The sequence below is a fragment of the Putridiphycobacter roseus genome (assembly GCF_003234935.1).
Classification (GTDB): domain Bacteria; phylum Bacteroidota; class Bacteroidia; order Flavobacteriales_D; family Crocinitomicaceae; genus Putridiphycobacter; species Putridiphycobacter roseus.
Genome location: NZ_QKSB01000013.1, coordinates 49462 through 75333 on the forward strand (window position 1 = coordinate 49462; position 25872 = coordinate 75333).

A 25872-nucleotide genomic window follows, 5' to 3' on the forward strand; every position below is an offset into this window, starting at 1 on the left:
TTAAGTCATGAAAAATAAAATAGGATTAAACCAAGAAAAAGTACAAGAACTAAGTGAAAAACTAAACGATTTATTGGCGAACTACCAATTGTTTTATCAAAATGTGAGAGGTTTTCACTGGAATATTAAAGGAGAGAAATTTTTTGAATTGCACATTAAATTCGAAGAGTTTTATGATGATGCTGTCCTTAAGGTAGATGAAATAGCAGAACGTATTTTAACCTTAGGTGGTACACCTTTACATAGAATGGAAGATTATCTGGAGATTTCAACCATCAAGTCGATTAAAAGTGACAATATAGGGAAGGAAGCAGTTGGCTATGTGATAGACAACTTTTCTACATTGATTCAAAAAGAACGGGTAATATTAGACTTGTCTGACCAAGCAGATGATGAAGGAACCAATAGTTTAATGAGTGATTATATCAGCCAAACAGAGAAAACCTTGTGGATGTTAAACGCTTACATGCGTTCCTAAAAGAATTATTTGTTCAGGCTATTTCAAGTCCAATAAGTTGGTATATTTGGACTAATAATTATGGCAAATCTTTCAGAAAATACAATATGCGCATTGTCTACCGCTCAAGGAATGGGAGCAATCGCAGTAATAAGAGTTTCAGGACCAAATGCTTTCCCAATTGTGGAAAGCATTTTTTCTAAATCCCTATCCGATAAAAAATCGCATACCGCTCACTTTGGTGAAATCAGGTCGAATGATGCCGTGATCGACGAAGTGTTGGTAACCGTATTTAAAAACCCAACTTCTTTTACCGGAGAAGACAGTATTGAAATTGCTTGTCACGGTTCAGTATATATCCAACAGGAAATCATTCAATTGCTTATTGAAAAAGGTGCGCAAATGGCAAAGCCAGGTGAGTTTTCAATGCGTGCATTTATGAATGGTAAAATGGACCTTTCTCAAACCGAAGCTGTGGCGGATTTAATTGCCTCTACCTCTAAAGCACAACATCAAGTGGCCATAAGCCAAATGCGTGGTGGTTTTAGTCAAGAAATTAAAGATTTACGCCAACAATTATTGGACTTTGCTTCCTTAATTGAATTGGAATTAGATTTTTCGGAGGAAGATGTTGAATTTGCCGACAGAAGTCAATTGGAAAATTTAATTAATACTATTCAAAAAGAGATTAAAGGATTAAAGCAATCTTTTAAACTGGGAAATGTGATTAAAAATGGCGTTCCTGTTGCTATTGTAGGTACGCCAAATTCGGGGAAATCGACCTTATTGAATTCCTTATTGAACGAAGACAAAGCAATCGTCTCTAGCATTGCTGGGACTACTCGTGATTTTATTGAGGATGAAATTATGATCAATGACATTTCTTATCGTTTTATCGATACTGCTGGTATAAGGAAGACGGATGATGAAATTGAAAACATGGGCATCAAACGTTCATTTGAACAAGTAAAGAAGGCGGAGATTGTTTTGCTAATTATCGATTTGGTTGAAAATACAGAAAGAGCCATTCTAGATGAGATTAATTTATTCAAAGGGCAAAATATCCAAAGTTTCCAAACTTTTATCCCTGTCTTTAACAAAATTGATCAAGTAGATTTAAAAGACTTTAAAAACATAGAAGGCAAAGGTGTATTCATTGCGGCCAAGCACAAAACGAACCAAGACCACTTAATGGATGCTTTAACGGCAGCAGTAGGTGCTTTAAAAGTCGAAAATCAAACCATTGTAACTAACATTCGTCACTTCGAAGCCTTGACCAATAGTTTAGATGCCATTAATAAGGTTGCAGAAGGATTGGAAATGCAAATCCCTGGGGATTTACTCGCTATGGACATCCGCCAAAGTTTACACCACTTGGGAGAAATCACAGGCTCAGTTACAAACGACGAATTATTAGGGAATATTTTTGCTAATTTCTGTATTGGAAAGTAAGTTTGCTTTTGTGAAATTAGGATAGTCTATCCTAAGTTTTACACCAATAAATTGATGGTAATAAGGGAGTATGTCGGTTATCACTCGATTTGATTATATTTAGGGTGAATGAAAGTGGCCTTTATCATTAACAGTACAAGAAAATTGTCAAAATTTGCGACCAAAGTAATTGCATTGGTTGATGATTCAACTGAATTACAAGGTGAAAGTTACTATACACAAAGTACAAAGCATGCGATAGAAATAGCCAACCAAATAGCTTTTGATACCGATTTAATTGTAGCGGTAGGAGGAGATGGAACTTGTCATGAAGTAATCAATGGAATTGGTTTAAACCAATTGTCCAAAATAAAGTTAGCGGTGATTCCTATTGGAAGCGGAAATGATTTTTCGGGCCAATTGTTTATTAAATCACCAGAAGAATTCCTCTCAAAAATATTAAACAACTCATTTCAATTGGTGGATATCGGGATCGTAAAAACTGAGTCAAAAAAAACACTTTTTTTAAATGTGGCTGATATTGGATTTGGTGCAAAAGTAGTTGAGTTATTAAATCGACAAAGAAATAGAGGGTTAGGAGGGAAGGCATCTTATGCCATTGCAATTCTAAGGACCTTTTTTCTGCATAAAAAGGCCTATATTGAACTAACAGGAGATGATTTTGAATTCAAAGGCAAATTCTTAATGGTTGCATTTTGTAATGGGTCGACATTTGGACATGGATTGGTCATTAACCCTGATGCAAAAATAAACAACAATAAGTTAAATATTACCGTCATTGGAAATGTCAGTGTTTTCGCTTATTTGTTAAATTTAAATCGATTAAAAAAAGGTGTGCGGATAAATCATCCCCAAGTTCATTATTTTGAGACAATTAATACAAACATTAAAATAAATGGAGAAAAGCAATGGATGGAAGCAGATGGAGAATTGTTAGGGGCGAACGTGAATGCGATCAGTATTCAACCAAATGCCATTGAATTATTAAATTAAGTAATTTTTCTATCATTAAATAATAAATCGACATGAGTCAAAAAGTTAAGTTCATCATTTTTAGTTTTATCATTGGGGGAGTGGTATCCGAAGGATTATTTATCATGACAAAAGGGAAAATTGAAATCAACTCCTTATTGGTCATTATTCCAACTTACTTTATACTAAAAGCAAGAATGAATTGGATAGAAAGAAAAAGACCAAACAAGAAAGTTAATGTTGACAATGAAATTATTGATGGTGATATTGACTAATTAAAATTTAGGAGCTTGCTTGCGTTAAAAATCAAAAGCACTATTGAACAACCGACTTTTATCATTGACGGTCTCTTCCATACTGATCATACTTTCTGTTCTAATGATGCCATTTAGTGCATTTATTTTAAAGATGACCTTTTTCATGTGATTGGTGTCTTTACACCTAATTTTACAAAAAGCCCCAAATTGTCCTGTGGTAATATTTGCTACAGTGACCTCAGGTATTTTGATTAAGTCTTTCATTACTTTTTCCAAGCCTTTGGTCCGACTTAAAATGATACCGATATAAGCTGTTAAATTATAACCAATGACCTGGTAGTCTATATTTACAGAAGCTCCTTTTATTACCCCTTTTTGCTCCATTTTTTTTATCCTTAAATGAATGGTTGCAGGAGAAACATCAATCTGTTTGGCTATTTCTTTGTGTGTAATGTTAGCATTTTCAATTAATAAGGATAGAATCTGCTTGTCTGTTTTGTCGATTGTTCGAATCATGAGTGGGTAATGGTGGTAAAAATGAATTATATTTTATAAAAGTATAAATATACTAAATTTTATTTTATAAAAGTGTAATAACATGGCGGTCTACATTAGGTAATTTACATATTACTTATACTTGCACTATATGAATAATGCAGACATAGCATGGATGCTTACCGCAACATGTTTGGTTTTTTTTATGACACCAGGACTTTCGTTTTTTTATGGTGGAATGGTGAGTAAGAAGAATATTATTAGCACCATGCTTCAGTCGTTTGTAGCTTTAGGTATTGTAACTATCTGGTGGGTGTTAGTAGGTTTTAGCCTTTGTTTTGGTGATAGTGTTTATGGATTTATAGGTAGCCCAATGACATTTTTGGGGATGCGAGATGTTGGTTTAGCACCAAACGCATTACTAAGTCCAAATTTACCTATGATTTTGTTCGCTATGTTTCAGTTAAAATTTGCGGTAATCACCCCTGCGTTGATTACCGGAAGTTTTGCTGAGCGGATTAATTTTAAGGGGTATTTATTATTTATACTATTATTTTCAACTTTTATTTATGCACCATTATGTCACATGACTTGGCACCCGGATGGTTTGTTAAAGTTAGCAGGCGTACTCGATTATGCTGGGGGGACTGTTGTGCATATGTCGGCTGGTATTGCTGCTTTGACTGGAGCCATGGTTTTGGGTAGCAGAATTAACAAGACCAATCAACCCGTAAATATTCCATTTATTCTTTTAGGAACGGCTATGTTGTGGTTTGGCTGGTTTGGTTTTAATGCCGGATCGGCATTCGGAGCCAATGGTGAAGCGGCCATGAGTTTTGCTACCACTACTTGTGCCAGTGCAGCAGCTATGGTAACCTGGGTTTTAATCGATTTATTTAAGGGAAGGAAAGTTTCGGCAGTTGGTACCTGTATTGGTGCTGTAGTCGGTCTTGTAGCCATTACACCCGCAGCTGGTTTTGTTACTGTTTTACAAAGCTTAATTATTGGTGTGCTTGGTGCCTGTTTGAGTTATGCAGCAATAGTTGTAAAAAACAAAACGAAATTAGACGACACCTTAGATGTATTTCCAACCCATGGAATTGCTGGAATCTTTGGCATGGTAGCAACCGCTGTTTTTGCAAAGGATGTAGGATTAATATATGGGGAGACAGAAACATTTATTGTGCATTTAGTGGCGCTTATAGTGGTGTTTGTTTCCGTGTTTTTTATCTCCTTTCTTCTTTATAAAATTACCAATAAATTGATTCCTATGCGAGTAAATAGGGACTTAGAAAACTTTGGTTTAGACCAAAGTCAACATAACGAACAATACTAAATAAATATAGCATGAAAATTAATAAAGAAAAATTAGGAGAATTTATCGCGAACATTCATAATATGGAAAGTGTAGTGGAGGTGTATTATGACAAAAAAAAGAACATGATTAACGAGTTAAAATGTTTGAATTATAATAGATACAAGGTCTACCATTATGCTTTGGCGGATTATTCAGAAAACATCCACAAATATAATCTGGTAATCCCAGGTGTGTAAACCTGCAAACGTTAACTGTGGTTTTAACAAAATGGAGGACAGATGGTGTAGGGATGGAAGTCATAAAATAATGCAACCATTTAAAATGAGTTAAAGTATAGGATACACGTGTATTCTAATAAGGAATGAAGAGAGGGAATCCCCCTTAACTAATTTTTTAGGTGGATTAGTTAAGGGGGAAAAGAGGGAAGATTATTTATTCAATTTTTATTACAATTTTGCCTTTAGCTCTTCCAGTTGCAAGATGAGTATAAGCGTCAATTGCTTTGGAGAACGGATAAACGGAATCAATAATGGGTTTGATTTTATCCGCTTCAATCATTGTTTTTATCAGGCCTAATTGTGCGCCATTTGGATGCATGAAAATATACTTATAAGTGGCTTCTTTTTCATGTAGTAGCGTTGTGAATGCTTCCGGTAATTTGTAGTCAGCCATACCAAACATTTTAGCACTCGCTTCATCTAATGGTCCAACAATACTTACTACAACTCCTCCTTTTTTAATTACTTGAAAAGCTTCCGCAGTATAATTTTGTCCTAGCGTATCAAATACGATATCAACATCTTTAACTATGTGTTTGTAATCTTCTTTTTTATAATCAATCACCCGGTCAGCGCCAAGCGCTTGAACCCAACTTACATTATGGGTACTAGTAGTGGTATATACATAGGCTCCTTTTGCTTTTGCATACTGAATTGCAAAACTACCAACACCACCTGAACCTGCATGGATTAAAACCCTATCGTTTTCTTTAATTCCAGCGTTTTCTAGTGATTGTAAGGCGGTAAGACCAGCCAATGGAATACTTGCAGCTTCTTCAAAAGTAATGTTTATTGGTTTTAATGAAACTGCTGCATTGTTTACCGAAACAAACTCGGCAACCGTTCCCATTTGTTCTTGCGGTACTCTGGAATAAACCAAGTCTCCAATTTTAAAATCACTTACTTCTTCTCCTATCGCAACTACAATACCACTGACATCATAGGCTGAAGTGCTTGGGAAGGGTATTGGTAGCATGCCTTGTAATTTCCCAAGTATAACCATGTTGTCAATTGGGTTAATGGCAGCAGCTTTTACTTCAATCAATACATCTTGTGCTTGAACGACTGGTTTTTCGATCTTATTAAAGGCTAAACTATCTTTAATCTCGCCATATTTAATTATTTGTAATGCTTTCATCTTTGTTTTTGTTTAAGTGTTTATACTAATTTGATACAAAGGTAAAGGAAAGTATTCCCAAGAAAATTGACCTAGGATAAGAAATGAAGTCTAGGCTTTTTTAGCGCGAATGCGACTTAAACTTTCTTGTGTAATTCCTAAATAAGATGCAATATAATAATTGCGTGTACTTTGCTCAATATTTGGGTATTGTTTTAAAAACAAATCATACCTTTCGGTCGCTGTTAATTGTAGTTGGTTTAAAATTCGCTTGTGCAAGCTCACTAAATGCCGCTCCAAAATATATCTTTGGAATGGCTCATACTCTGGAAACAATGTCAATATATGGTTAAGTGCTTTTGCGTCAAACTCAATCAGTTTAGAATCGGTAATACATGCTACGGTGAGTGTCGCTAATTCATGGTTATGAATGGCAATGTAATCACTAATCCACCAGTTCTCTATGGCGAACTGTAGCGTATGCTCTTTTCCATTCTTGTCCACACAAAATGACCTTAAACAACCACCGGTGACATAAAATGTTTTATTTACAGCTTGACCTTGACGTATTAAGATCGTTCCTTTGGGGTATTCTTTCACTTTACCAATTGAAAAAAGATACGCTTCTGCTTTGGGGCTAAGTTGGATTTGACTTTTTATTTTATCGATTAACGCTTGCAAAGTTTGGGTGGTTTAAATATTTTAAAAGCTGAAAATTTTTACTAGGACTAATGTAGTAATTAAAACGATCATTTTTTTATCTGCACTTCAGTAATTTTGAATGATAAATTGGTTGGTTGGGCCAACCATTCTTTATGCATTCAGAAATGGTTTTTCTTTACCATGTTTTTACATAAAGAAATCTCTTTCCACGCGTTTGGGTATCCAATTCCGTTACATAGGTCATATTGAGTTTTTCCATGACGGCATTGGATGCCTTATTGCTTGGATTAACTGTTGCTATAATTTCACTTAAATTCAGTGTGTTTTTGGCAAAATCTAGCCAAAACTTTCCAATTTCAGTGGCCAATCCTTTACCCCAATAATCTGGATGAAGAATAAAACCAAATTCATAATTATCTTTGTTTAAATACTGACATTTTAACAAGCCGGTAATGCCAATCAATTTATCTGCTTTCAAGGTAGTGATGCATAAAAATCCAAATTGCTCTTCTGCTGTTGAAATGAATGCTTCTTTTATTAATTGTTGCAATGCATCTTTTGAATAAACACTCCCTTTAAGGGTGGATTGCATTACCAAATGATTCTCACAGAATAAATGCGTTAAATCCTTCAGGTAGTCCTCTTTTAACAGGTTAAATCTTAATCGTTCCGTTTTATACATGTTTCAAAATATGGCTTTTCTAAGCGTTAATTTTCCTGTATTTTGTTTGATGGATTCTCTAGCATTTGCATCAATTCAAAAGTAAAACTGTAAACATCTCCAGGCCAACGTGCTGATAAATAATTTTTATCTCTCACGGTAAAACCTCTAGATAAATGATTGGTGTCATCTCGAAATATTGGTTTTGGACCTTTTAAAAAATTGCTGCTAGTAGATAATACTGAGGCCACTTCTTCCGCCACTGTTTTTTCTGGATAGGTAAGGTAGTAATCTTTTAACCATAATTTGGTTAAGCGATAAGCTAATAGTTCTTGAGATTTTAATAGTGCTGTTGTTTTGTAGTTATAAATTACAGAATTTTTTGTCTCCGGATTAATGCTACGCGCAGCAAGTACGACACCATGACAGATAGCTGCAACTGGTTTTTCTTCCAAAAAAAAATGGACGATCAACTTTTGTAATATTTTAGATTCCAAATATTCTTTTACCCCTTTGTCGTGTCCGCCCGGTAACAATATGGCATCAAAATCTTTTCCTATTAAAATATCGTATTTTAATGGGTTACAAAATTCGTTGCTTTTTTCCATTGCTTGGTATGCTTGTACGGCATCTTTCCTGGCTTTTAATACCGGTTTAAACAAACCGAGACCTTTCCCATTGAGCATTCTGCTATCTCCCGCAGCTTTTTTACCATCAGGTGTAGCAAAAACTATAGTATAATTTTGTTTGGATAATAACTGCCAAGGAATTGCGACTTCGGAAGGATCAAAGCCATAGCTAGGCAACGGGATTACTATTTTTTTTCTTCCTTTCATATGTCTTTATTATTCTAATTAACCATGCATCCAATTCTTTAACAAAAATACCCTCCTTGATAGGATTACTCTTTCGATAAATAAAATGGTAAACGCATAAAGCTTTTAAAGCTAAGGAGGATACTAAGGTAATAAATTCATTTGTTTTACAAAATAGATAGGCTAAATGCGTTTAGGGTATGAATCTTAAATTAGGCGGTATAACGCTATCATTCTATGGTATTAAAAGAAGAAATAAGAAAAAAGAATAGCGGTATTTCATTTATTAAAATAGTTGTAGTTTTGTCTTTTAAAAATTATGATCATGAAAAATAAATTAAATTTATTGTCTGTCTTTTTGTTATTATTTTCCTTCCACTCTTTTTCCTTGACTTATTTTGGGAGTAAAACCTTTTACAATCAAGCGACTTTAGATAATTTTGGAAGTAATGGTTATACATATATCACAGGGAATTTATACATCTACGGTACGCAAATTAATGATTTAAGTAGTTTATCGACTATCGATTCGGTAGGAGGTAAGTTGCATATCCATAACAATGATTCATTGACCTCCTTGATAGGGTTAGGCAGCCTTTCTTATGTGGGAATTGATTTATCTATTTTACAAAATGATGCTTTGTTAAGCTTGAATGGCTTGAATAGTTTACTTAAAGTAGACAATAACTTAATTCTTGATGACAATCCTTTGCTAAACTCTATTGTAGCGCTCAATAATTTATCTGCTGTAGGTGGAAGTCTTAGAATCCATGATAATACGGCTTTAACTGCCTTGACTGGTTTAAATAACTTATCCAGTTTAGGTGCCATTTTAGAGGTGCTTGGAAACAATAGTTTAACATCCTTAAATGGCTTGTACAGTTATACAAGTCTCTATGGGGTTTATATTAAAGGGAACAACTCTTTAACTTCCTTATCGGGATTAAATAATTTAACTAGTGTAGGGAATAATTTTACTATGGAAGAAAATTCGTCTTTGATTGATTTGACTGCTTTGAGCAATTTAAGTAGTATTTCAACTAATTTAACCATCACCAATAACCACCTATTATCCTCGTTGGCTGGTCTAGGTAATTTGACTACTATTGGTGGCGACTTTGAACTTATTTACAATTCTGTATTGACTTCATTAAACGGTTTAGGTAGCTTAGCGACTATAGGAAGTGATTTTTATTTTACTGGAAATCCCGGTGTTTTAAATATGGAAGGCTTGGATGTCCTTTCCCAAATTAATAATGGTTTATTTATTACCAGTAGTTACGTAACATCATTGGATGGATTGGAAAGTTTAAATGGCGTAAACGGACTTTATATAGAGGGAAATGATGATTTAACGACCTTAAATGGTTTGGATAATATTTCTTCTATAGGAGTGCAGCTTTACATTAAATATAACGACCAATTAACGGACTATTGTGCGATAAGTCAGCTTTTTGAAAATGGAACTTTTACTGCTTCATATGATGTTGAAGATAATTTGTTTACCCCAACTCAGCAAGAAATGGAAAGTGATATTTGTAATACTTTGGGGCTGCAGGAAAATGAATTAATACCTGAAATTTTACTGTATCCAAACCCCACTCATGGGCAAATTAATATGGATTTAAAGGGATGGGGTAGTGTCAATATCAAAATACAGGATGCTATAGGAAGAACAGTATTGCAAGAAACTAAAGTGAATTCAGTTTTATACACTATGGATCTACAAGGAGAAACTGGAATATTGTTTATAACAGTGAGTAATGCGGACCATAGGAAGACATTCAAGGTAATAGTAGAATAAAGCTTGGTCGGCTAATAAAAAATTGTTAAGCTGTTATTTTTAGAGGTGTAACATATAGGTAGGCTTTAATGGTTTATTGCATGGTGTTAGAAAGCAATTCAATGACACCTAATGCTGCTTTTTCTCCCGAAATCATTGCTGCATTTAAGGAGCCGTTCAATTGGGTATCCCCTGCTAAAAAAATACTGTTGGTTAATTTGGTTTCAGAGGGATATATTTCATATTTAAGACCATCTAATTTTGGTAAAGCTTTAGTAATTGGATAATGCTTTAAAAAAATAGCATTTTCTATCCCGCAATACAGCTTTAATTCTTTTTTAACTTCGTTAATTAATGCTTCAGGGGATAGTTGGTGTGGTTTTACGATTGTTACAGATAGTAAAGCCTGCTTTTCATTGGAAGTATTTGGATAAAATAGATTATTAATTAGGGCATTTTTATCTGCTATCAGTCCAATAAGCGGCTTTTGTATGACTTTAGCGTCGGTTTCAAAGTATAAATTATCACAAGAAAGCCAAGTCGTTTCTTGATTTCTTAAATTTTTAATAAGTGGACTGGCTTCTGTTGCCACAATGGTGTAGTCACTGACTAATTCCAAGCCAGAGGTAAGCGATATTTTACCTTCTTCTATGTTTTTTACCGTGGAATTAAAGAGGAAGGTAGTTTGTTTTAAATTATTTTTTAATTGATTAGGAATGGCTTCAATTCCTGTTTTTGGTAAGGCAGCAGAACCTTCACCAAACATTTTATATACAAACTCAAACATTCTACTAGAAGTTTGAAGTTCTGGCTCTAAGAATATTCCACTAAAAAAGGGTTGAAAGAATTGAGTGATAAATGCTGGTGAAAAACCAAAATTCACTAAATATGCATGAGTGGTTATTTCAGGCTTTAAAAAAATTTCAGCTAAGGTTGTTTTTTTCAGTAACTGATTAAGTTTTATAATTTTTAATTTATCCGCTATGCTCCCAATACCAGAGAATAAGGTTGGTAATAAAAAGGTTAAATCTCTTAAAGGGTCGCCAATTGTTTTTTGTTTGCCATTTTCAAAAATAGTGGCACCTGGTAGAAAATACTGTAAATCTAATTTTTGAAAATCCAAATATTTTTGTGCAGCAGGATAGGCGGTTAGCAGAACTTGAAAACCTCGATCTAAGGAATATCCATTCACTATATCCGTTTTAACCCTTCCTCCCGCACTTGCTGTCCCTTCAATTATAATAGGATGATAGCCATGTGTTTCTAAAACTGTTGCGGCAATAAGGCCGCTTATTCCAGCGCCAACGATATGTATTTTAGCTGCTTTTTTATGCATGTTTCGCTAATTATTTATTTAAAGTATGTGATATTAAGAAATTCTTAGGTAAAACAAACTTTCATATGTATTGTACCCGAACCCTGTTTGTTTTTTTACTTGACATAAACCGTTTTACGGTTCACAAATTCCAATATGCCGTCTTTGGCTAATTCTCGACCGTATCCTGATTTTTTGGTGCCACCAAAAGGTAATCTAGGATCAGATTTCACCAATTCATTGATAAAATAGGCACCGTCGCTTACTCGTCCAGCGTAGGAAAGTGCTTTTTCAATATCCTGTGTGCAAACTGTGATACCCAATCCAAAAGTTGACATTTCAGACAATGCAAAGGCATGCTCTATGTCCTTGGCTTTGATCATGGCAGCTAAAGGACCAAATGTTTCCTCGTCAAAGGCAGGCATACCGGGTTTAACATTTCCTAAAATTGTTGGTTCATGGAAACAATCCTTTTGTTGGCCACCCAAAATAAGTACGGCACCTGCATTAATAGAGGTCTGTACTTGCTCCTGTAATTGATTTGCTAAATCAATTCTTGCTAAGGGACCTATTGCAGTGTTTTTATCCATGGTATCGCCTGATTTTAGTGTAGATACTGCGGCTTTAAATTTATCTACAAATTCATCATAAATACCTTCTAGTAAAATGAATCTTTTGGCGGCAATACAACTTTGTCCATTATTCAACATTCTTGCATTTACTGCGGTTTGAATAATTTGATCGATATCTGCATCTTCCCAAACGATAAAAGCATTGCTTCCTCCTAATTCTAGCAAAGATTTTTTAATGTGTTTTCCTGCAATGGCCGCAACAGCAGATCCTGCAGCTTCACTTCCTGTTAGAGAAACCGCTTTGATGGTCTTGTGTGCAATTATTTTTTCTGTCTGATTGTGGTGTACAATTAGGTTTTGGAACACCCCAATAGGGTAACCGGCTTTTAAAAAAATGGATTCTATTAATGCAGCGCAACCAAAAACATTAGAAGCATGTTTTAATACCGCATTATTACCAGCTGTTAAGGTTGGCGCTAAAAACCTAAAGACTTGCCAAAACGGAAAATTCCAAGGCATAACCGCAAAAATAGTTCCTATTGGATCCTGTTTAACAAAGCTTAATTTTGCTTCGGTTGGAATTACTTCATCTGCTAAAAAAGCCTTTGCATTATCGGCATAATAATCGCAGACCAAAGCACATTTATTGATTTCTCCAATAGATTCTTGAATGGGTTTACCCATCTCCAACGTAATCATTTTAGCATATTCAAGGGTATTGTCTCTTAATAAACTACCTACGCGTTTCAATAAGTCAGTTCTATCTGCTAAGCTTGTTGCTTTCCAGCTTTGAAATACAGTTTGACTTAGGTTTAATTTCTCCTCTAATTCTTTTTCTGAAATGGCTTTAAAGGTGTGAACCACTTGCCCATTGTAGGGATTAATACTTATAAAATTATCCATAACTGGAAGATAAAAAAAGCCATTCAATTGGAATGGCTTTATGGGTTAATGTTTAATTAATTTTTTATTGTCGATTAAATAGCGGTCATCATCATAAAACTGTATAAAATAAAGACCATCCTCAAAAACAGAAACATCTATGGTTTCTATGTTACTTTTCACAGTATTTTCTAAGATCAATTTACCGCTAATGTCCACCACTCTAATAAGGCGGATAATTTCTTGGTCAAATTTTACAGTTACCATTTCTTGGGTTGGGTTAGGATACATTACAATATTGCTTGCCTTTGCTGTATTCAGTCCTAAACAATTAGAAACTTGGATATTTTTACTAATGGTCTTGGTACAATTTTGTGTCGCTGTATAGGTAACTTCCCAAATGCCGATTCCAGCATTAGTGACATTAAATACACCTGTATTACTATCCATACAATTGTTACAATTTGCAGACCATGTACCGCCATTAACAGTAGGGGTTAAGTTAATACTTGTTTCATAGGTGCAAATAATAGAAGGTAAATCAAAATCTAAGTCAAAATCAGGAGATACAATTGCTTCAACAGGAACTCTTGGACTTTCACAGCCAAGCATTTCTAACTCCCAATTATAAAAATAATAATAGAAATCGGTACCTGCAGAAGAAGATGTAATTTCAATTTCTCCGTTTACACTGTTGTAAGGGTAATTTGTTCCTGCATTATTTCTATATAAATCGGGTTGGCTGCCTAACAATGTACCTAATTGGTAATCTTGTCCAGGACTAAGTTCAAAATCAAGTGTCACGGTTTGTTGGCCAGTGGTTAATGTTACTAATTTACTGTCCAGCACTACACCAGTATTGTCTCTTAACTCAATGTTTCTATTGCCATTACTTCCTGCATTAACGACTACTGTTTTTAAAATACAAAACTCATTTACATTAAAATTTAAATGTTGTTCCCCATTAAAAAATCCACCAGCACCAATTGCGGTAGAAGGAGCTGCAGCATTAAAAGCAGGACCAGAAATATAATCTGACACGTAAAAAGTACTGTTGCCTGTCAAAGCATTTGTTTGGTAATTATTATTACTGCTTAATAGGTTGCCATTTGTTGGTGCATCATACCATTTGCTATTACCGTTTCCAATAGCACTTAAATTGGCCATTTGGTTCTCACAAATACTGTCCCCAAAAGCAATTGGTACAGCAATAAAATCAATCACAATTAAATTGGTTGCAATAAGCGAATCCATGCCATTTAAATTACTACTAACTAGTTTAACGGTATATGTTCCGTTAGTCGTGTAGGTATGAGTTGGATGCTGAATATTAGAAGTTTGATTATCACCAAAATCCCAAAACCAATTGGTTGGTCCATTCAGGGATAAATCATTAAATTGAATAAAGCCATTACAAGAAACTGAATCAGAACTGTTAAAGTTGGCCACAGGAATATTAGGAGATAAGTAACAATTCCAAGAGATATCAAATCCAAAATAATTTAAAGCTTGATCAGAATGAAAGACTAAAGTCAAAGCTTGTCCAGATGAAGTAATGAAAGCTGGAGGAAGATTATTATCGCAGTAAGATCCAATCAAAGGGGCGGTACTACTATTACCATCATACACTTCCAAGTAATCGTAATTACAAGTTGGTCCATTTCCACTTTCCACACTAAAATTATTAAAATCTATTCGTACAGAGTCTGCACCTATTGGCGCAATTATTATCGTACCATCTTGTTGGTCTCCATAATTACCGTTCACACCGCCATTATCGTAAATGGTACCACTGCAAGCAGTTTGTATGAGGGTACTGTTATCTGCTGGAAATTCAATGACGCAATTTAAAGACGTGTCAATTTGGATAAAGCTAGTAAGTGTAACTGAGTCTATACCACAGGCACCTCCATCAGCGACTAATTTAACATCATAATTACCATTACTACCATAAGTGTGGTTAGGGTTAATGTCGGCTGAATTTGTTGTATTATCTCCAAAATCCCAAGTAAAATTAATCCCATTGATACTTAAGTTTTGAAAATTAACTAGGGCAGGAGCGCTACAAAAAATCGTATCTGCCGCAGTAAAGTCTGCTACGGTAAAGGGGACATATACGCCGCCAACACCTACAGCATACCAAGCATTAGTAGTGGCTTCCACTTCAACACTACAGGGACCAAATAAGTCAATAGCAGAAAGGATAGCATAAAATCTTGCATCATTAAAGTTTGAATTAGGGGTTAAGTAAACTGTTAGATTTCTAAAAGCAATTTCACTAGAGGAAGTAACGCCTAAGGAAGAGACAATATAAAAGTCTCCATTATCATTGATTCCAGCCCCACCATCCGTCAATAAATAGAACCAGTAATTTTGTACGCCTGAATTGGTATGAACGCCGCCGTTATCCGCGCCACCTAAAGGGGCCCAATTGTTTCCGAAATAGGTATCCGGATCACCGTATGCATTTGGATTTGACATGGATCTAAAAGTAAGCCCAATATCCTCTCCAACGGTCCAGTTCCAATTGGATGGTCTTGCAAAATTTTCAATACAAGTTCCAAAAATGTCACTAAATGATTCATTCAAGGCACCAGATTCATCTGCATATACTAAATTGGCAGTATTGGAAGTAAGTCCATGGGTAACTTCATGACCAGAAATATCTAAAGAAGTAAGCGGGTTAGTAGAAGAACCGTTCCCATCTCCAAAAGTCATTCGAGTACCATCCCAAAAAGCATTGTTATAATTAACATCATAATGGATATAGTTTTTTAAAGCAAACCCATTTCCATCAATACTATTTCGGTTATGGTTTTGTAGGTAATAATCATAAGTCATTTCTGAGCCCCAATGCGCGTCTGTTGCGTATTGGTCTAGATTGGCGTTTGTATTATTCCAATTATTATCGGTATCGGTAAAGTCCACTGCATTTCCATAGGTCGTCCCTTGGGACATATCATACGTTTCTACACCATTTCCTCTTCCGCTCTCTCTTAACCTGTAATTGTTACTTCCAAAACTGTCAGCAACAATATTTTTATTACCAGAATATGCTGTAGTTGCTGTACCTGGCACATCAATATCCTTAATTATTTGATTGATAAATATAATTTCTTGAGTCGTAGCATCTATATAATAGTCGGCCTTCGAAACGGGGGAATGCGCATAAATTGTAAATTTGTATGCTAATTTTGGTGTTTCTTTTGGATCACTATTCATGTAAACCAATTCTCCTTTTGGGTAATAAGTAGCATGGATGTCTTTATTTTCTGCTTTCAAATGTTTTTCTTCTGCAGGAATCTCCCATTTATACTGGTCGGCATTTAGGTGATTTAAGGCAATAGATAAGGCACTTGCTTCACTTAATACCGGATTAGAGGTATTGGTATAAAAGTCATAAGCATTTCCATTAAATGCGTATACCATATCATTTTTAGTATGTAATAGTAATATTCCATTTTCAATTGGAATATTACCCACTGTTTGCTGGTATTTATAATGGATATGGTTAAGTTTATCCGTATGGGTATCTATCAGTTGAAAAGTTACCTGATCATTCAATTTATAAAGTTTTTGAAGGAGCGTAAAAGTTTGTGTTTTTGTTTTTTCATTACCTTCTCCGTATTTTACATAGGATGGAATAGGGGAGTTTAGGTTATCTCTGACTATTGCAGCACCAGGAAAAATAGCATTTGCTGCTTGTTGCAAATAGATTTTTTGAGAAAATAAAAAGGTAGAAAAAAAAGTGGAAGTACCCACCAAAATAAACAGTAGTAGTTTGTGCATATAATATATAATTGGGTTACAAGATACAAAATATAAGTGTAAAAAAAAACGCCTGACCATTTGGTCAAGCGTTTTAAAATGTACTTTGTTTTGAAATTAATTCAAATTAAGCTTCTTCCTTTGCTTCAGGTTTAGGCAACAAAACTTTTCTAGATAATTTATATTTCTTTGTTTTTGGATCTACACCAATAACTTTGAATTTTAAAACATCTCCTTCTTTACAAACATCTTCTACTTTTTCCACACGACCATGTTCTAATTCAGAAATATGAATTAAACCATCAGTACCAGGTAAAATTTCAACGAAACATCCGTAAGATTGGATAGATTTTACTTTTCCTTCATAAATTTCTCCTACTTCAACAGTTGGTGGGAAAGCAATTAATTTAATGCGTTTAACTGCTGCATCCATTGCATCAGCATTGGTCGCTAAAATTTGAACTGAACCTTGACCATCTGGTAATTCTTCAATTGTAATAGTAGTTTCCGTTTCTTTTTGAATCTCTTGGATAATTTTTCCTCCAGGTCCGATTATTGCACCAATCATATCGTTTGGTACAGTGAATCCAACAATTCTAGGGGCATGAGATTTCATTTCTGTAGCAGGTTGAGAAATAGTTTTCATCATTTCTCCTAAAATATGTGCTCTACCAGACTTCGCTTGGTTCAATGCTTGAATTAAAACTTCGTATGGTAAACCATCTACTTTAATATCCATTTGACAAGCTGTAATACCTTTTTCAGTACCCGTTACTTTAAAATCCATATCTCCTAAGTGATCTTCATCTCCTAAAATATCAGATAATACTGCAAATGTTCCAGTCTCGTCAATGATTAATCCCATTGCAATTCCAGAAACAGGTCTCTTCATTTTAATACCACCATCTAATAATGCCATTGTACCGGCACAAACAGTAGCCATTGAAGAAGAACCGTTAGATTCTAATATCTCAGAAACTAAACGAATAGTATATGGATTTTCGTCACCTTGTGGTAACATGTTTTTTAAGGCTCTTAAAGCTAAATTACCATGACCAATTTCTCTTCTGGAAACCCCTCTAATTGGACGTGCTTCACCAGTTGAAAATGGTGGGAAGTTATAATGTAGCATAAATTTCTCAAAACGTTTGTCTTGAGCTGAATCTATCATTTGCTCATCTAATTTACCACCTAAAGTTAAGGAAGTTAAAGATTGTGTTTCCCCTCTTGTAAATAAAGCTGAACCATGTGCGGAAGGTAAGTAATTTACTTCCGACCAAATTGGTCTAATTTCATCAAAGTTACGACCATCTAATCTAACACGTTCATGCAAGATTACTTGACGAACTGCCGCTTTCATAGAATCTTTAAAATATACAGAAATAAAAGGAGCTTCAACTGCTAATTCTTCTTCCGTTAAGGAATCGATATAAGCTTGTTTGATTTCATCAAAAGCAGCGCTTCTTTTTTCTTTTGAAGGGTTTCCTTCACGTGCAACAGCCATACATTTTTCGTAAGTTGCTGCTTTTACTTTTTCACGAATAGTTTCATCATGCGTTTCGTGCGCATATTCTCTTTTCACTTTAGCTTTTTCAACATTTGACGCTAAGTCTAATTGAAAGGCACATTGTTCTTTAATGGCAACGTGTGCTACTTTAATGATTTCTACCATATCTTCTTCAGAAATCTCTAACATCTCACCTTCTAACATGACTATGTTTTCAGCAGTACCAGCGATCATACAATCTAAATCAGATGCAGCAAATTGTTCAAAAGTAGGGTTTACAATAAATTTCCCATCTATTCTACCCACTCTAACTTCAGACATTGGTCCATTAAATGGAATGTCAGAAACAGCAATGGCAGCAGATGCAGCAAAACCAGCTAATGAATCTGGCATATTTACACCATCAAAAGATATTAATTGCATCATTAATTGTGTGTCAGCATGATAATCACTTGGAAAAAGTGGTCTCAATGCTCTATCTACTAATCTCATGATTAAAATTTCATCATCAGATGGACGGGCTTCTCTTTTTAAATAACCACCAGGTATTTTACCATTAGAGTAAAATTTCTCTCTATAGTCAACCGTTAATGGTAAAAAATCAACCCCTTCTTTAGCTCCTTTATTGGATACTACTGTGGCTAAAATCATAGTTCCACCAGCTTTTACAACAACAGAACCATCTGATTGCTTTGCTAATTTTCCTGTTTCTACAGAGATTTCGGTACCGTTACCTAAATCAATTGTTTTTGTTATTACATTCATAATTTGTGTTTTTTGAATCGAGGGCTTCTTTTATCTCAATTCGTCTTTATTTTTGTTTATTGTATACGTGCTCAATAAAAAAGGCAATTGAAGTTATTCAATTGCCTTTTTCTATTAATTCTATGTTGTCAAGATTAACGTCTTAAACCTAATTCTTTAACAATAGCTCTATATCTTTCTATATCTTTCTTTTTTAAATAGTCAAGTAAACTTCTTCTTTTACCTACCATCAATTGTAACGCTCTTTGCGTTCCAAAATCTTTTCTATTATTTTTTAAGTGACCTGTAAGATGTGAAATCCTATGGGTAAATAATGCAACTTGACCTTCAGCAGAACCTGTGTTTTTTTCAGAGTTACCGTGCTTTTTGAAGATTTCTTCTTTTGTTTCTTTAGTTAAATACATGCCAATATTAATTTTAATGATTCTTATGTGATTTATTTATTTGGGTCCAAAGATAGGTATTTATTTTATATGTCAATTTATATTTTAATTAATTTTTCAGTCAAAATAGATTCTCCATCACTGGATACTGTAATTAAATAGACTCCCTTGGAGAAATCACTAATGTCAATGGTCATATTAGTGCTGTGATTTCCTTTTAAAAACACCATGATTTCTCCAGCCAAATTAGTGATTTTTACATTGGAAATTCCTGTATTACTCCCCAACATCTGGATGTTTAACTGCTGTTCTGCAGGAATTGGGTAAGTAATCATTCTTTTATTTTCATAGGTTGCTAATCCAACCGCTTGTTGGTTATAAGTTCCAGTAGCTTGACATCCGTATTCATTTTTAATAATAACGGTATATTCACCGTCCCCATTAATGGTTACAAAATGGTCTGTTGCGCCACTCCATAATATGCCATTTAAATACCAGCTATAACTGTAGTTTACGGAATCTATGGTCCATAATGTGTTATTTTCATGTTGTATAATTGCCATTGAATCTATTGTACTAATGCATTCAAAATCAAATTCAGCGGTAGAAGTACAACCGTACTCATTTACTATGACTATGTGATAAAGGCCTTCCCCGTTTATTTGAACTTCTGCAGCAGTTGCATTGGTCAAAATGGAACTGTCCAGGTACCATTGATAGGAATAATTTGGGGCATTCAAAACAGAAAGTAGTTGGTCATTTTGGCTCAAGGTACTATCTGGAAGGATATAACAAGCCATTTTATTGAGCGTTGTATTTGTAATAATCGGACTGTTATTATCGAAGTAAATATATGCGGTGTTGTTAATTACTGTATTTGGGTCTAGATTAAGATTTGGATAGATACGATAGGTAATATAACCATGACTTCCTGGTTCATTACTGATATGGTCAGGTAAGTGGATATTATGCAAGAGGAAGGATATTTCTCTATTATTATCTATGGTCACTTCGGTTAAATGGCTGCTGGATAAAAATTGAAATGAATTCAGGTCAAGGTTAAAGTCAACCGTGTCTTTTATTACAATATTAATGGCTTCTGCAGTACCGGTATTTTGAAACCTAATGGTATAATCGATAAAGTCGCCAATAGCAATGGTTTCTTGTGCAGCGTTATTAGCAATAAAAGAAGTTTTATCATTTGGATCATAAGAACATACTACGGAGTTGATGGTGGAGTCCCCGTAGGTCTTTTCTAAGTTATTATTGTAATCGAATATGGATAAATGATATTGGTTTTGCACCATATCTCCAATAGATAAGTTGCCATTTAAATTTGTGGTGAATTGAACAGAGATGTTTTTGTAAACTGCTATAGAATCAAAGGAGAAATAAATGGTCTGATTAAGTACAGAGTCTGGTAAGACGGATGCACTTACAAAAACTAGGTCAGGATCTAAAGTGATTGCGGCTTGTACATGTATAGGCTCAGTACCATCATTTAAAAAGTTAAACCAACCTACATTATTGGTAATACAATGGTTGGGAATATCAATGGCATGCATAGTCGCATGGTAATACAAGGAGTCAGGAAAGAAACCAAAATCAAGTGAATCTTTTGTGTAATTAAGAGAATCTAATAGAAAAGTATAATTAGCCGGTGTATTGGTAATCGACCAATTAGGTAAGGTTGCAGAAACGGTATAATTAGTAGTAGTACTGTCGTTGGTACTGGAATAAAAATCCCCATTTGCATTCGTAAAAAAGGAATTGGTAAGCGGTGTGATGTCGATTGCTACATTAGGTAGAGAAGACTCTCCAGGCTCTTTTAATCCATTTTGGTTCATATCATAATATGCGGTTCCTTTTTGAATGTGTGCACCATAAAATGATTGTGGCGGACAAACAAAAGAGCCACTTCCTCCAGTTTGGGTTAGCGTAGTATTCACGGAAACGCCAGCGAAATTACTGAGCATCATGATATAAATCTCGGAGACTGCGGCAGCGTAAATATCGGGGAATTCAGTATTACCGCCGATAAAGCCACAGTCAACAGTCCCTAATGGATTAGGGGCATTTCCAAGATTTCCACAGGCATTAAAAGCTGCAGTAGTATCCGTAAATGGACCCCAGATAACAAAGTCTAAATCATTACTTCCTTGCAAGGACATATGGATATCGCCAGCTTGGGCAATTTCAAAATAATACCAACTGGGATTGGCTGCAAAACTTACACAGTCGTAATTGTTTCCAACGGCAGGAGTTATACTGTTAGTACCAGTGGTAAATGAAATACCATTCGCACAAATAGGAGCTGCATTTATGCAACTCGTATTTGTACTTTGGGAATAAGTAAATGTGGTAAGGAATAGCAAGACAACAAGTTTGTATAATTTCAACATATTTGTTGTTTGTTATAGGAATAATAGGTCAATAATATTTACGAGATAGCTTAAAAAGGGTTTTAACCTTTAAACATCACTAAAGATTGTCCAATTTTTTCTTTTAAATCTTTTCTTTCTACAATAAAATCTAAAAATCCATGCTCTAAAACAAATTCTGCTTTTTGGAAACCTTTTGGCAAATCTCTACCAATCGTTTCTTTTACAATTCTAGGTCCAGCAAAAGCGATTAAAGCATTTGGTTCAGAAATATTAATATCTCCTAACATGGCAAAAGAAGCGGTAACGCCGCCAGTTGTAGGATCCGTTAAAAAAGAGATATATGGTAATTTTGCATCACTAAGTTGTGAAAGTTTAGCAGAAACCTTTGCCATTTGCATCAAAGACAAACCAGCTTCCATCATTCTGGCACCACCTGATTTAGAAATAATCATAAAAGGAGATTTTAAAGCAATGGCTTTATCAATACCCCTTGCAATCTTTTCTCCCATGACACTTCCTAATGAACCACCAATGAATTTAAAATCCATGGCTGCAACCACTAATGTTTCCCCGTTAACTTTACCATGGGCAACTTTAATGGCATCCTTTAAACCTGTTTTTTCTTGTGTAGCTTTTACACGAGCAGGGTAGGGTTTAGTATCATTAAACTTTAAAGGGTCTGCAGAATATAATCCTTTGGCGATTTCAGTATATTTATCCTCATCAAAAAGAATAGCAAAATATTCATCTGAACTTAATCTTTCGTGATGGTTACAAGTCGCACAAACGTATAAGTTTTCGGCATGGTCGTCTCTTGAAATTACCGTTTTACAAGTAGGACATTTGTACCAAAGTCCTTCTGGTGTTTCTTTTTTATCTGCGGTAGATGTTGTTATACCGTCTTTAGATCTTTTAAACCAAACCATAATAATCTTTTTTAAGCAATAGTAATTTCATCATTAGCGTAAACTTCTTGCACTAAATTGATGATTTCAACACCTTCTTTCATAGGTTTTTGGAAAGCTTTTCTTCCTAAAATTAAGCCTTGTCCTCCAGCTCTTTTGTTTACTATTGCGGTTTTAACTGCATCTTGAATATCAGTATTTCCGTTACCAGTGGATGCACCACCAGAGTTAATTAATCCATTTCTTCCCATATAGCAATTTGCTACTTGGTATCTACATAGATCTATTAAGTTATCAGAACTTAATTCTGAATACATTTTAGGGTGAGACTTACCAAAGCCAATTGCTGGATAAGCACCATTTAATGTAGGTAATTTTTGTTTAATAATATCGGCTTGAATGGTTACCCCTAAGTGATTTGCTTGTGCTGTAATATCAGTTGAAGTGTGGTAATCTACACCATCTTTTTTGAATCCATTGTTTCTCACATAACACCATAAAATAGTAGCCATACCTAATTCGTGTGCTCTTTCAAAAGCTTGTGCAATTTCCACAATTTGTCTTTCTGATTCTTCAGAACCAAAATAAATGGTAGCACCAACTGCAGTAGCTCCCATATTCCAAGCGTCTTCTACAGAGCCAAATTCAATTTGGTTGAAAGTGTTTGGGTAAGATAAAAATTCATTGTGGTTTAATTTAACAATGAATGGAATTTTATGTGCGTATTTTCTAGCACATGATGCCAAAACACCAAAAGTAGAGGCAACACCATTACAGCCAGCTTCTACTGCTAACTTTACAATGTTTTCTGGATCAAAATACATTGGGTTCGGTGCAAATGATGCACCTGCAGAATGCTCAATACCTTGATCTACTGGTAGAATGGATAAGTAACCTGTGTTTGCTAAATTACCGGTACCATATAATGATTGTAAACTTTTTAACACTTGTGGTGTACGATTTGTTTGCGCAAAACATCTGTCAACAAAATCACTACCCGGTAAGTGAATCATTGATTTAGGGATGGTATTACATTCATGGGCTAATAATGATTCACCTTCTGTTCCTAATAATTCAACTATTTTATTTACACTCATTTTTTTTGATAATTTTAATTTGGGCAAAATTAATAAAACTTTTTTTGAATTCCTTCTTATTAAAAGTCTAATCTACATTAATTACAATTCCTTCTCTTTAATTAGTCCTAAAACTAGTTCAAACTGGGCAGTTTCAGAGAGATTAGAATTGTCGATTACTACAGCATCTTTTGCTTGAATAAGCGGAGAAATTGCTCTAGACATGTCCACTCGGTCTCTTTCGACTAAGTTTTGTTTGACATCTTCAAAGTTTATAGCACTGTTTTTTTGTTTCATTTCTAGCAATCTTCTCTCTGTTCTAATGTCGACTTCGGCAGTGATAAACAATTTTAAATCCGCATTTGGAAACACAACAGTGCCAATATCCCGACCATCCATTACTACACCACCTGCTTCACCAAGTTGTTGTTGTAATTCGACTAATTTCTCTCTTACTTCTTTGATGGTACTTATTTGACTAACTCTTTGAGAAACAGCTAGACTTCTAATCTCAGTTTCTACGTTTTGACCGTTTAGCATGGTTTCGGCAACTTCTTTTTGTGGATCAAATACAAAGTCAATTTGAATGTTTGGTAAAGCCGCTAAAACTTGTTTCATCAAGAAATTTTTATCTTTTAAAATCCCTTGGTTCATTAAATATAAGGTGACTGCACGATACATAGCACCGCTATCTACGTATACATATCCTAATTTTTTAGCAATTGCTTTTGCAATGGTACTTTTCCCGCAAGATGAATAGCCATCAATTGCAATGGTTAGTTTTTTTTGCATGAGTTAAATGTTAATTGGAAATACAAAACTGTACTTCGTTCCGTTTTCTGTTGTACGTGTATAGGTTCCTTCTAATTGTTCCGTCAATGTTTCTATTAATTCTATGCCAAATGATACTTTCTCTGCTTTAATATCCCAAGTACCATTATCGTGGTAGTCAAATGCAATCGTATTGTTATCTTCAAAAATTGAAATTCTTATTTCTCCAGAAGATTTATCCTTAAAGCCATGTTTTAAGGAGTTGGAGGTTAATTCATTGATTAGTAAGGCAAACGGGACCATGTAGTCAGGGGTGATGAAATTTAAATTTGCTTTGATTTCTGTCTGCACGGGTATGTTAACCGAATAAGAACGAATTAATTCATCTGTTAATGATTTAATATATGCCGATAAATCTATATTGGATAAATCCTCGGTTTGGTAAATTTTTTCATGAATCAAAGACATGGCAATTACACGATTGGTTGCCTCGTTAAACTGTTTAATTACCTCAGGGTCTTCAATATCTTTGGATTGTAACCTTAGTAAACTAGTAATTACCTGTAAATTATTTTTTACACGGTGATGTATTTCTTTAAGCATCACTGATTTCTCTTTGTTTTGCTCCAACATTACTTTATTGTTGACTCTTAATTTTTCGTTGGCAGCGCGATATTTTAAATTGGTTATATTCTGTGTTTTATAAAACAATATCAATAAATAACAAATCATTATACCACCAAAAACAACAGTCAGTACATAATCCACTTGTTGGGCAGAACTATAAGTATTAAAAGGTTTCAAGTCAGGACTAACGACAAAAAATTGATAGAATAGTATCCCTAAAAAGTTGATTAACAAGGTTGTTACGCCCCAAACCAAACCAATGGCGTAAAAACTGTAAAGTACAATAATTAAAATCCATATCATGTCCATGTACCTGTCCGGATTCAATAGATTATAGATGTTAATTTGAATTAAAATGGTACTTATAAAAATAATTACTTTTGCAATAATAAAATGCTTTCCATATTTCCGCATATACCATATACCTGCTAAACTAAGCAATAATACAGTGATACATACCCAGAAAGTTAAAGACCTTGATTTAAAATGTACTATGGAGAGTATAGAAAAAAAAATGGAAGTAAGTGCAACAATGCGATAGGAAAGGATAAACATAGATTGACTATGGAAATCTTTAAAATTTATTTTCGGGAGTTTTAATATGTTTAACATTTAGGTCAAATATATACTTTAATTGTATAATTTTGAT

22 protein-coding genes are annotated in these 25872 nt (G+C 34.5%); 7 read left to right on the top strand and 15 right to left on the bottom strand.

The annotated features are described in order from the left end of the window. The first annotated feature begins 7 nt into the window (after window positions 1-7). The 4 genes from DNU06_RS15265 to DNU06_RS15280 all read left to right on the top strand — a co-directional run bounded on the left by DNU06_RS15265 (window position 8) and on the right by DNU06_RS15280 (window position 3156). Complete coding sequence (locus DNU06_RS15265; protein WP_111064366.1) at window positions 8-478, top strand: Dps family protein; 471 nt, start codon at window positions 8-10, stop codon at window positions 476-478. 60 nt (window positions 479-538) lie between these two features. Continuing rightward, a complete protein-coding gene (gene mnmE, locus DNU06_RS15270; RefSeq protein ID WP_111064367.1) occupies window positions 539-1909 on the top strand; it encodes a tRNA uridine-5-carboxymethylaminomethyl(34) synthesis GTPase MnmE in 1371 nt (456 codons plus the stop codon). Between the two features lie 108 nt (window positions 1910-2017). Beyond that, on the top strand, window positions 2018-2902 hold the full coding sequence (locus tag DNU06_RS15275; RefSeq protein WP_111064368.1) for a diacylglycerol/lipid kinase family protein: 885 nt from the start codon (window positions 2018-2020) through the stop codon (window positions 2900-2902). A gap of 32 nt (window positions 2903-2934) precedes the next feature. After that, window positions 2935-3156 (top strand): hypothetical protein, encoded by a 222-nt coding sequence (locus tag DNU06_RS15280; RefSeq protein WP_111064369.1) that lies wholly within the window; start codon window positions 2935-2937, stop codon window positions 3154-3156. 24 nt (window positions 3157-3180) lie between these two features. Here the strand turns inward: DNU06_RS15280 and DNU06_RS15285 are convergent, their stop codons facing one another. Further along, on the bottom strand, window positions 3181-3654 hold the full coding sequence (locus DNU06_RS15285) for an Lrp/AsnC family transcriptional regulator (protein ID WP_111064370.1): 474 nt from the start codon (window positions 3652-3654) through the stop codon (window positions 3181-3183). A 130-nt stretch (window positions 3655-3784) separates the two neighbouring features. Here DNU06_RS15285 and DNU06_RS15290 point away from each other — a divergent pair, with 130 nt between their 5' ends. After that, a complete protein-coding gene (locus tag DNU06_RS15290) occupies window positions 3785-4969 on the top strand; it encodes an ammonium transporter (protein WP_111064371.1) in 1185 nt (394 codons plus the stop codon). Between the two features lie 11 nt (window positions 4970-4980). Next, window positions 4981-5187 carry a hypothetical protein gene (locus tag DNU06_RS15295; RefSeq protein ID WP_111064372.1) on the top strand — a complete coding sequence of 69 codons (207 nt, stop codon included), beginning with the start codon at window positions 4981-4983 and terminating at the stop codon, window positions 5185-5187. Between the two features lie 196 nt (window positions 5188-5383). Here DNU06_RS15295 and DNU06_RS15300 read toward each other — a convergent pair whose 3' ends face one another. From DNU06_RS15300 to DNU06_RS15315, 4 genes are all read right to left on the bottom strand, one after another. Then, a complete protein-coding gene (locus tag DNU06_RS15300; RefSeq protein ID WP_111064373.1) occupies window positions 5384-6367 on the bottom strand; it encodes an NADP-dependent oxidoreductase in 984 nt (327 codons plus the stop codon). Window positions 6368-6457: 90 nt separating this feature from the next. Next, window positions 6458-7027 carry a Crp/Fnr family transcriptional regulator gene (locus DNU06_RS15305; protein ID WP_111064374.1) on the bottom strand — a complete coding sequence of 190 codons (570 nt, stop codon included), beginning with the start codon at window positions 7025-7027 and terminating at the stop codon, window positions 6458-6460. Between the two features lie 157 nt (window positions 7028-7184). Beyond that, a complete protein-coding gene (locus DNU06_RS15310; protein ID WP_111064375.1) occupies window positions 7185-7691 on the bottom strand; it encodes a GNAT family N-acetyltransferase in 507 nt (168 codons plus the stop codon). A 26-nt stretch (window positions 7692-7717) separates the two neighbouring features. Beyond that, window positions 7718-8506 (bottom strand): type 1 glutamine amidotransferase domain-containing protein, encoded by a 789-nt coding sequence (locus DNU06_RS15315; RefSeq protein WP_111064376.1) that lies wholly within the window; start codon window positions 8504-8506, stop codon window positions 7718-7720. A gap of 304 nt (window positions 8507-8810) precedes the next feature. Here DNU06_RS15315 and DNU06_RS15320 point away from each other — a divergent pair, with 304 nt between their 5' ends. Continuing rightward, window positions 8811-10289, top strand: a complete 1479-nt coding sequence (locus DNU06_RS15320) for a T9SS type A sorting domain-containing protein (protein WP_158526921.1) — start codon at window positions 8811-8813, stop codon at window positions 10287-10289. 73 nt (window positions 10290-10362) lie between these two features. On the opposite strand, the gene DNU06_RS15325 is transcribed toward DNU06_RS15320, so the two are convergent. The 10 genes from DNU06_RS15325 to DNU06_RS15370 all read right to left on the bottom strand — a co-directional run bounded on the left by DNU06_RS15325 (window position 10363) and on the right by DNU06_RS15370 (window position 25835). Then, on the bottom strand, window positions 10363-11604 hold the full coding sequence (locus DNU06_RS15325) for an FAD-dependent oxidoreductase (protein ID WP_111064378.1): 1242 nt from the start codon (window positions 11602-11604) through the stop codon (window positions 10363-10365). Window positions 11605-11699: 95 nt separating this feature from the next. Then, a complete protein-coding gene (locus tag DNU06_RS15330; RefSeq protein ID WP_111064379.1) occupies window positions 11700-13058 on the bottom strand; it encodes an NAD-dependent succinate-semialdehyde dehydrogenase in 1359 nt (452 codons plus the stop codon). Window positions 13059-13103: 45 nt separating this feature from the next. Further along, window positions 13104-16826, bottom strand: a complete 3723-nt coding sequence (locus DNU06_RS15335; RefSeq protein WP_158526922.1) for a M4 family metallopeptidase — start codon at window positions 16824-16826, stop codon at window positions 13104-13106. Window positions 16827-16932: 106 nt separating this feature from the next. Next, entirely contained in the window at window positions 16933-19077 is a 2145-nt protein-coding gene (locus tag DNU06_RS15340; RefSeq protein WP_111064381.1) for a polyribonucleotide nucleotidyltransferase, read from the bottom strand. Window positions 19078-19211: 134 nt separating this feature from the next. After that, on the bottom strand, window positions 19212-19481 hold the full coding sequence (gene rpsO, locus DNU06_RS15345; RefSeq protein ID WP_111064382.1) for a 30S ribosomal protein S15: 270 nt from the start codon (window positions 19479-19481) through the stop codon (window positions 19212-19214). A gap of 77 nt (window positions 19482-19558) precedes the next feature. After that, complete coding sequence (locus tag DNU06_RS15350; RefSeq protein WP_111064383.1) at window positions 19559-21862, bottom strand: T9SS type A sorting domain-containing protein; 2304 nt, start codon at window positions 21860-21862, stop codon at window positions 19559-19561. A gap of 62 nt (window positions 21863-21924) precedes the next feature. Beyond that, the gene (gene accD / locus DNU06_RS15355) at window positions 21925-22770 is read right to left on the bottom strand and encodes an acetyl-CoA carboxylase, carboxyltransferase subunit beta (protein WP_111064384.1); all 846 of its coding nucleotides are present in this window, start codon (window positions 22768-22770) and stop codon (window positions 21925-21927) included. 11 nt (window positions 22771-22781) lie between these two features. Further along, the gene (locus DNU06_RS15360; RefSeq protein WP_111064385.1) at window positions 22782-23846 is read right to left on the bottom strand and encodes a class I fructose-bisphosphate aldolase; all 1065 of its coding nucleotides are present in this window, start codon (window positions 23844-23846) and stop codon (window positions 22782-22784) included. Between the two features lie 81 nt (window positions 23847-23927). Then, window positions 23928-24617 carry a (d)CMP kinase gene (cmk, locus tag DNU06_RS15365; protein WP_111064386.1) on the bottom strand — a complete coding sequence of 230 codons (690 nt, stop codon included), beginning with the start codon at window positions 24615-24617 and terminating at the stop codon, window positions 23928-23930. 3 nt (window positions 24618-24620) lie between these two features. Continuing rightward, a complete protein-coding gene (locus DNU06_RS15370; RefSeq protein ID WP_111064387.1) occupies window positions 24621-25835 on the bottom strand; it encodes a sensor histidine kinase in 1215 nt (404 codons plus the stop codon). Window positions 25836-25872: the final 37 nt, after the last annotated feature.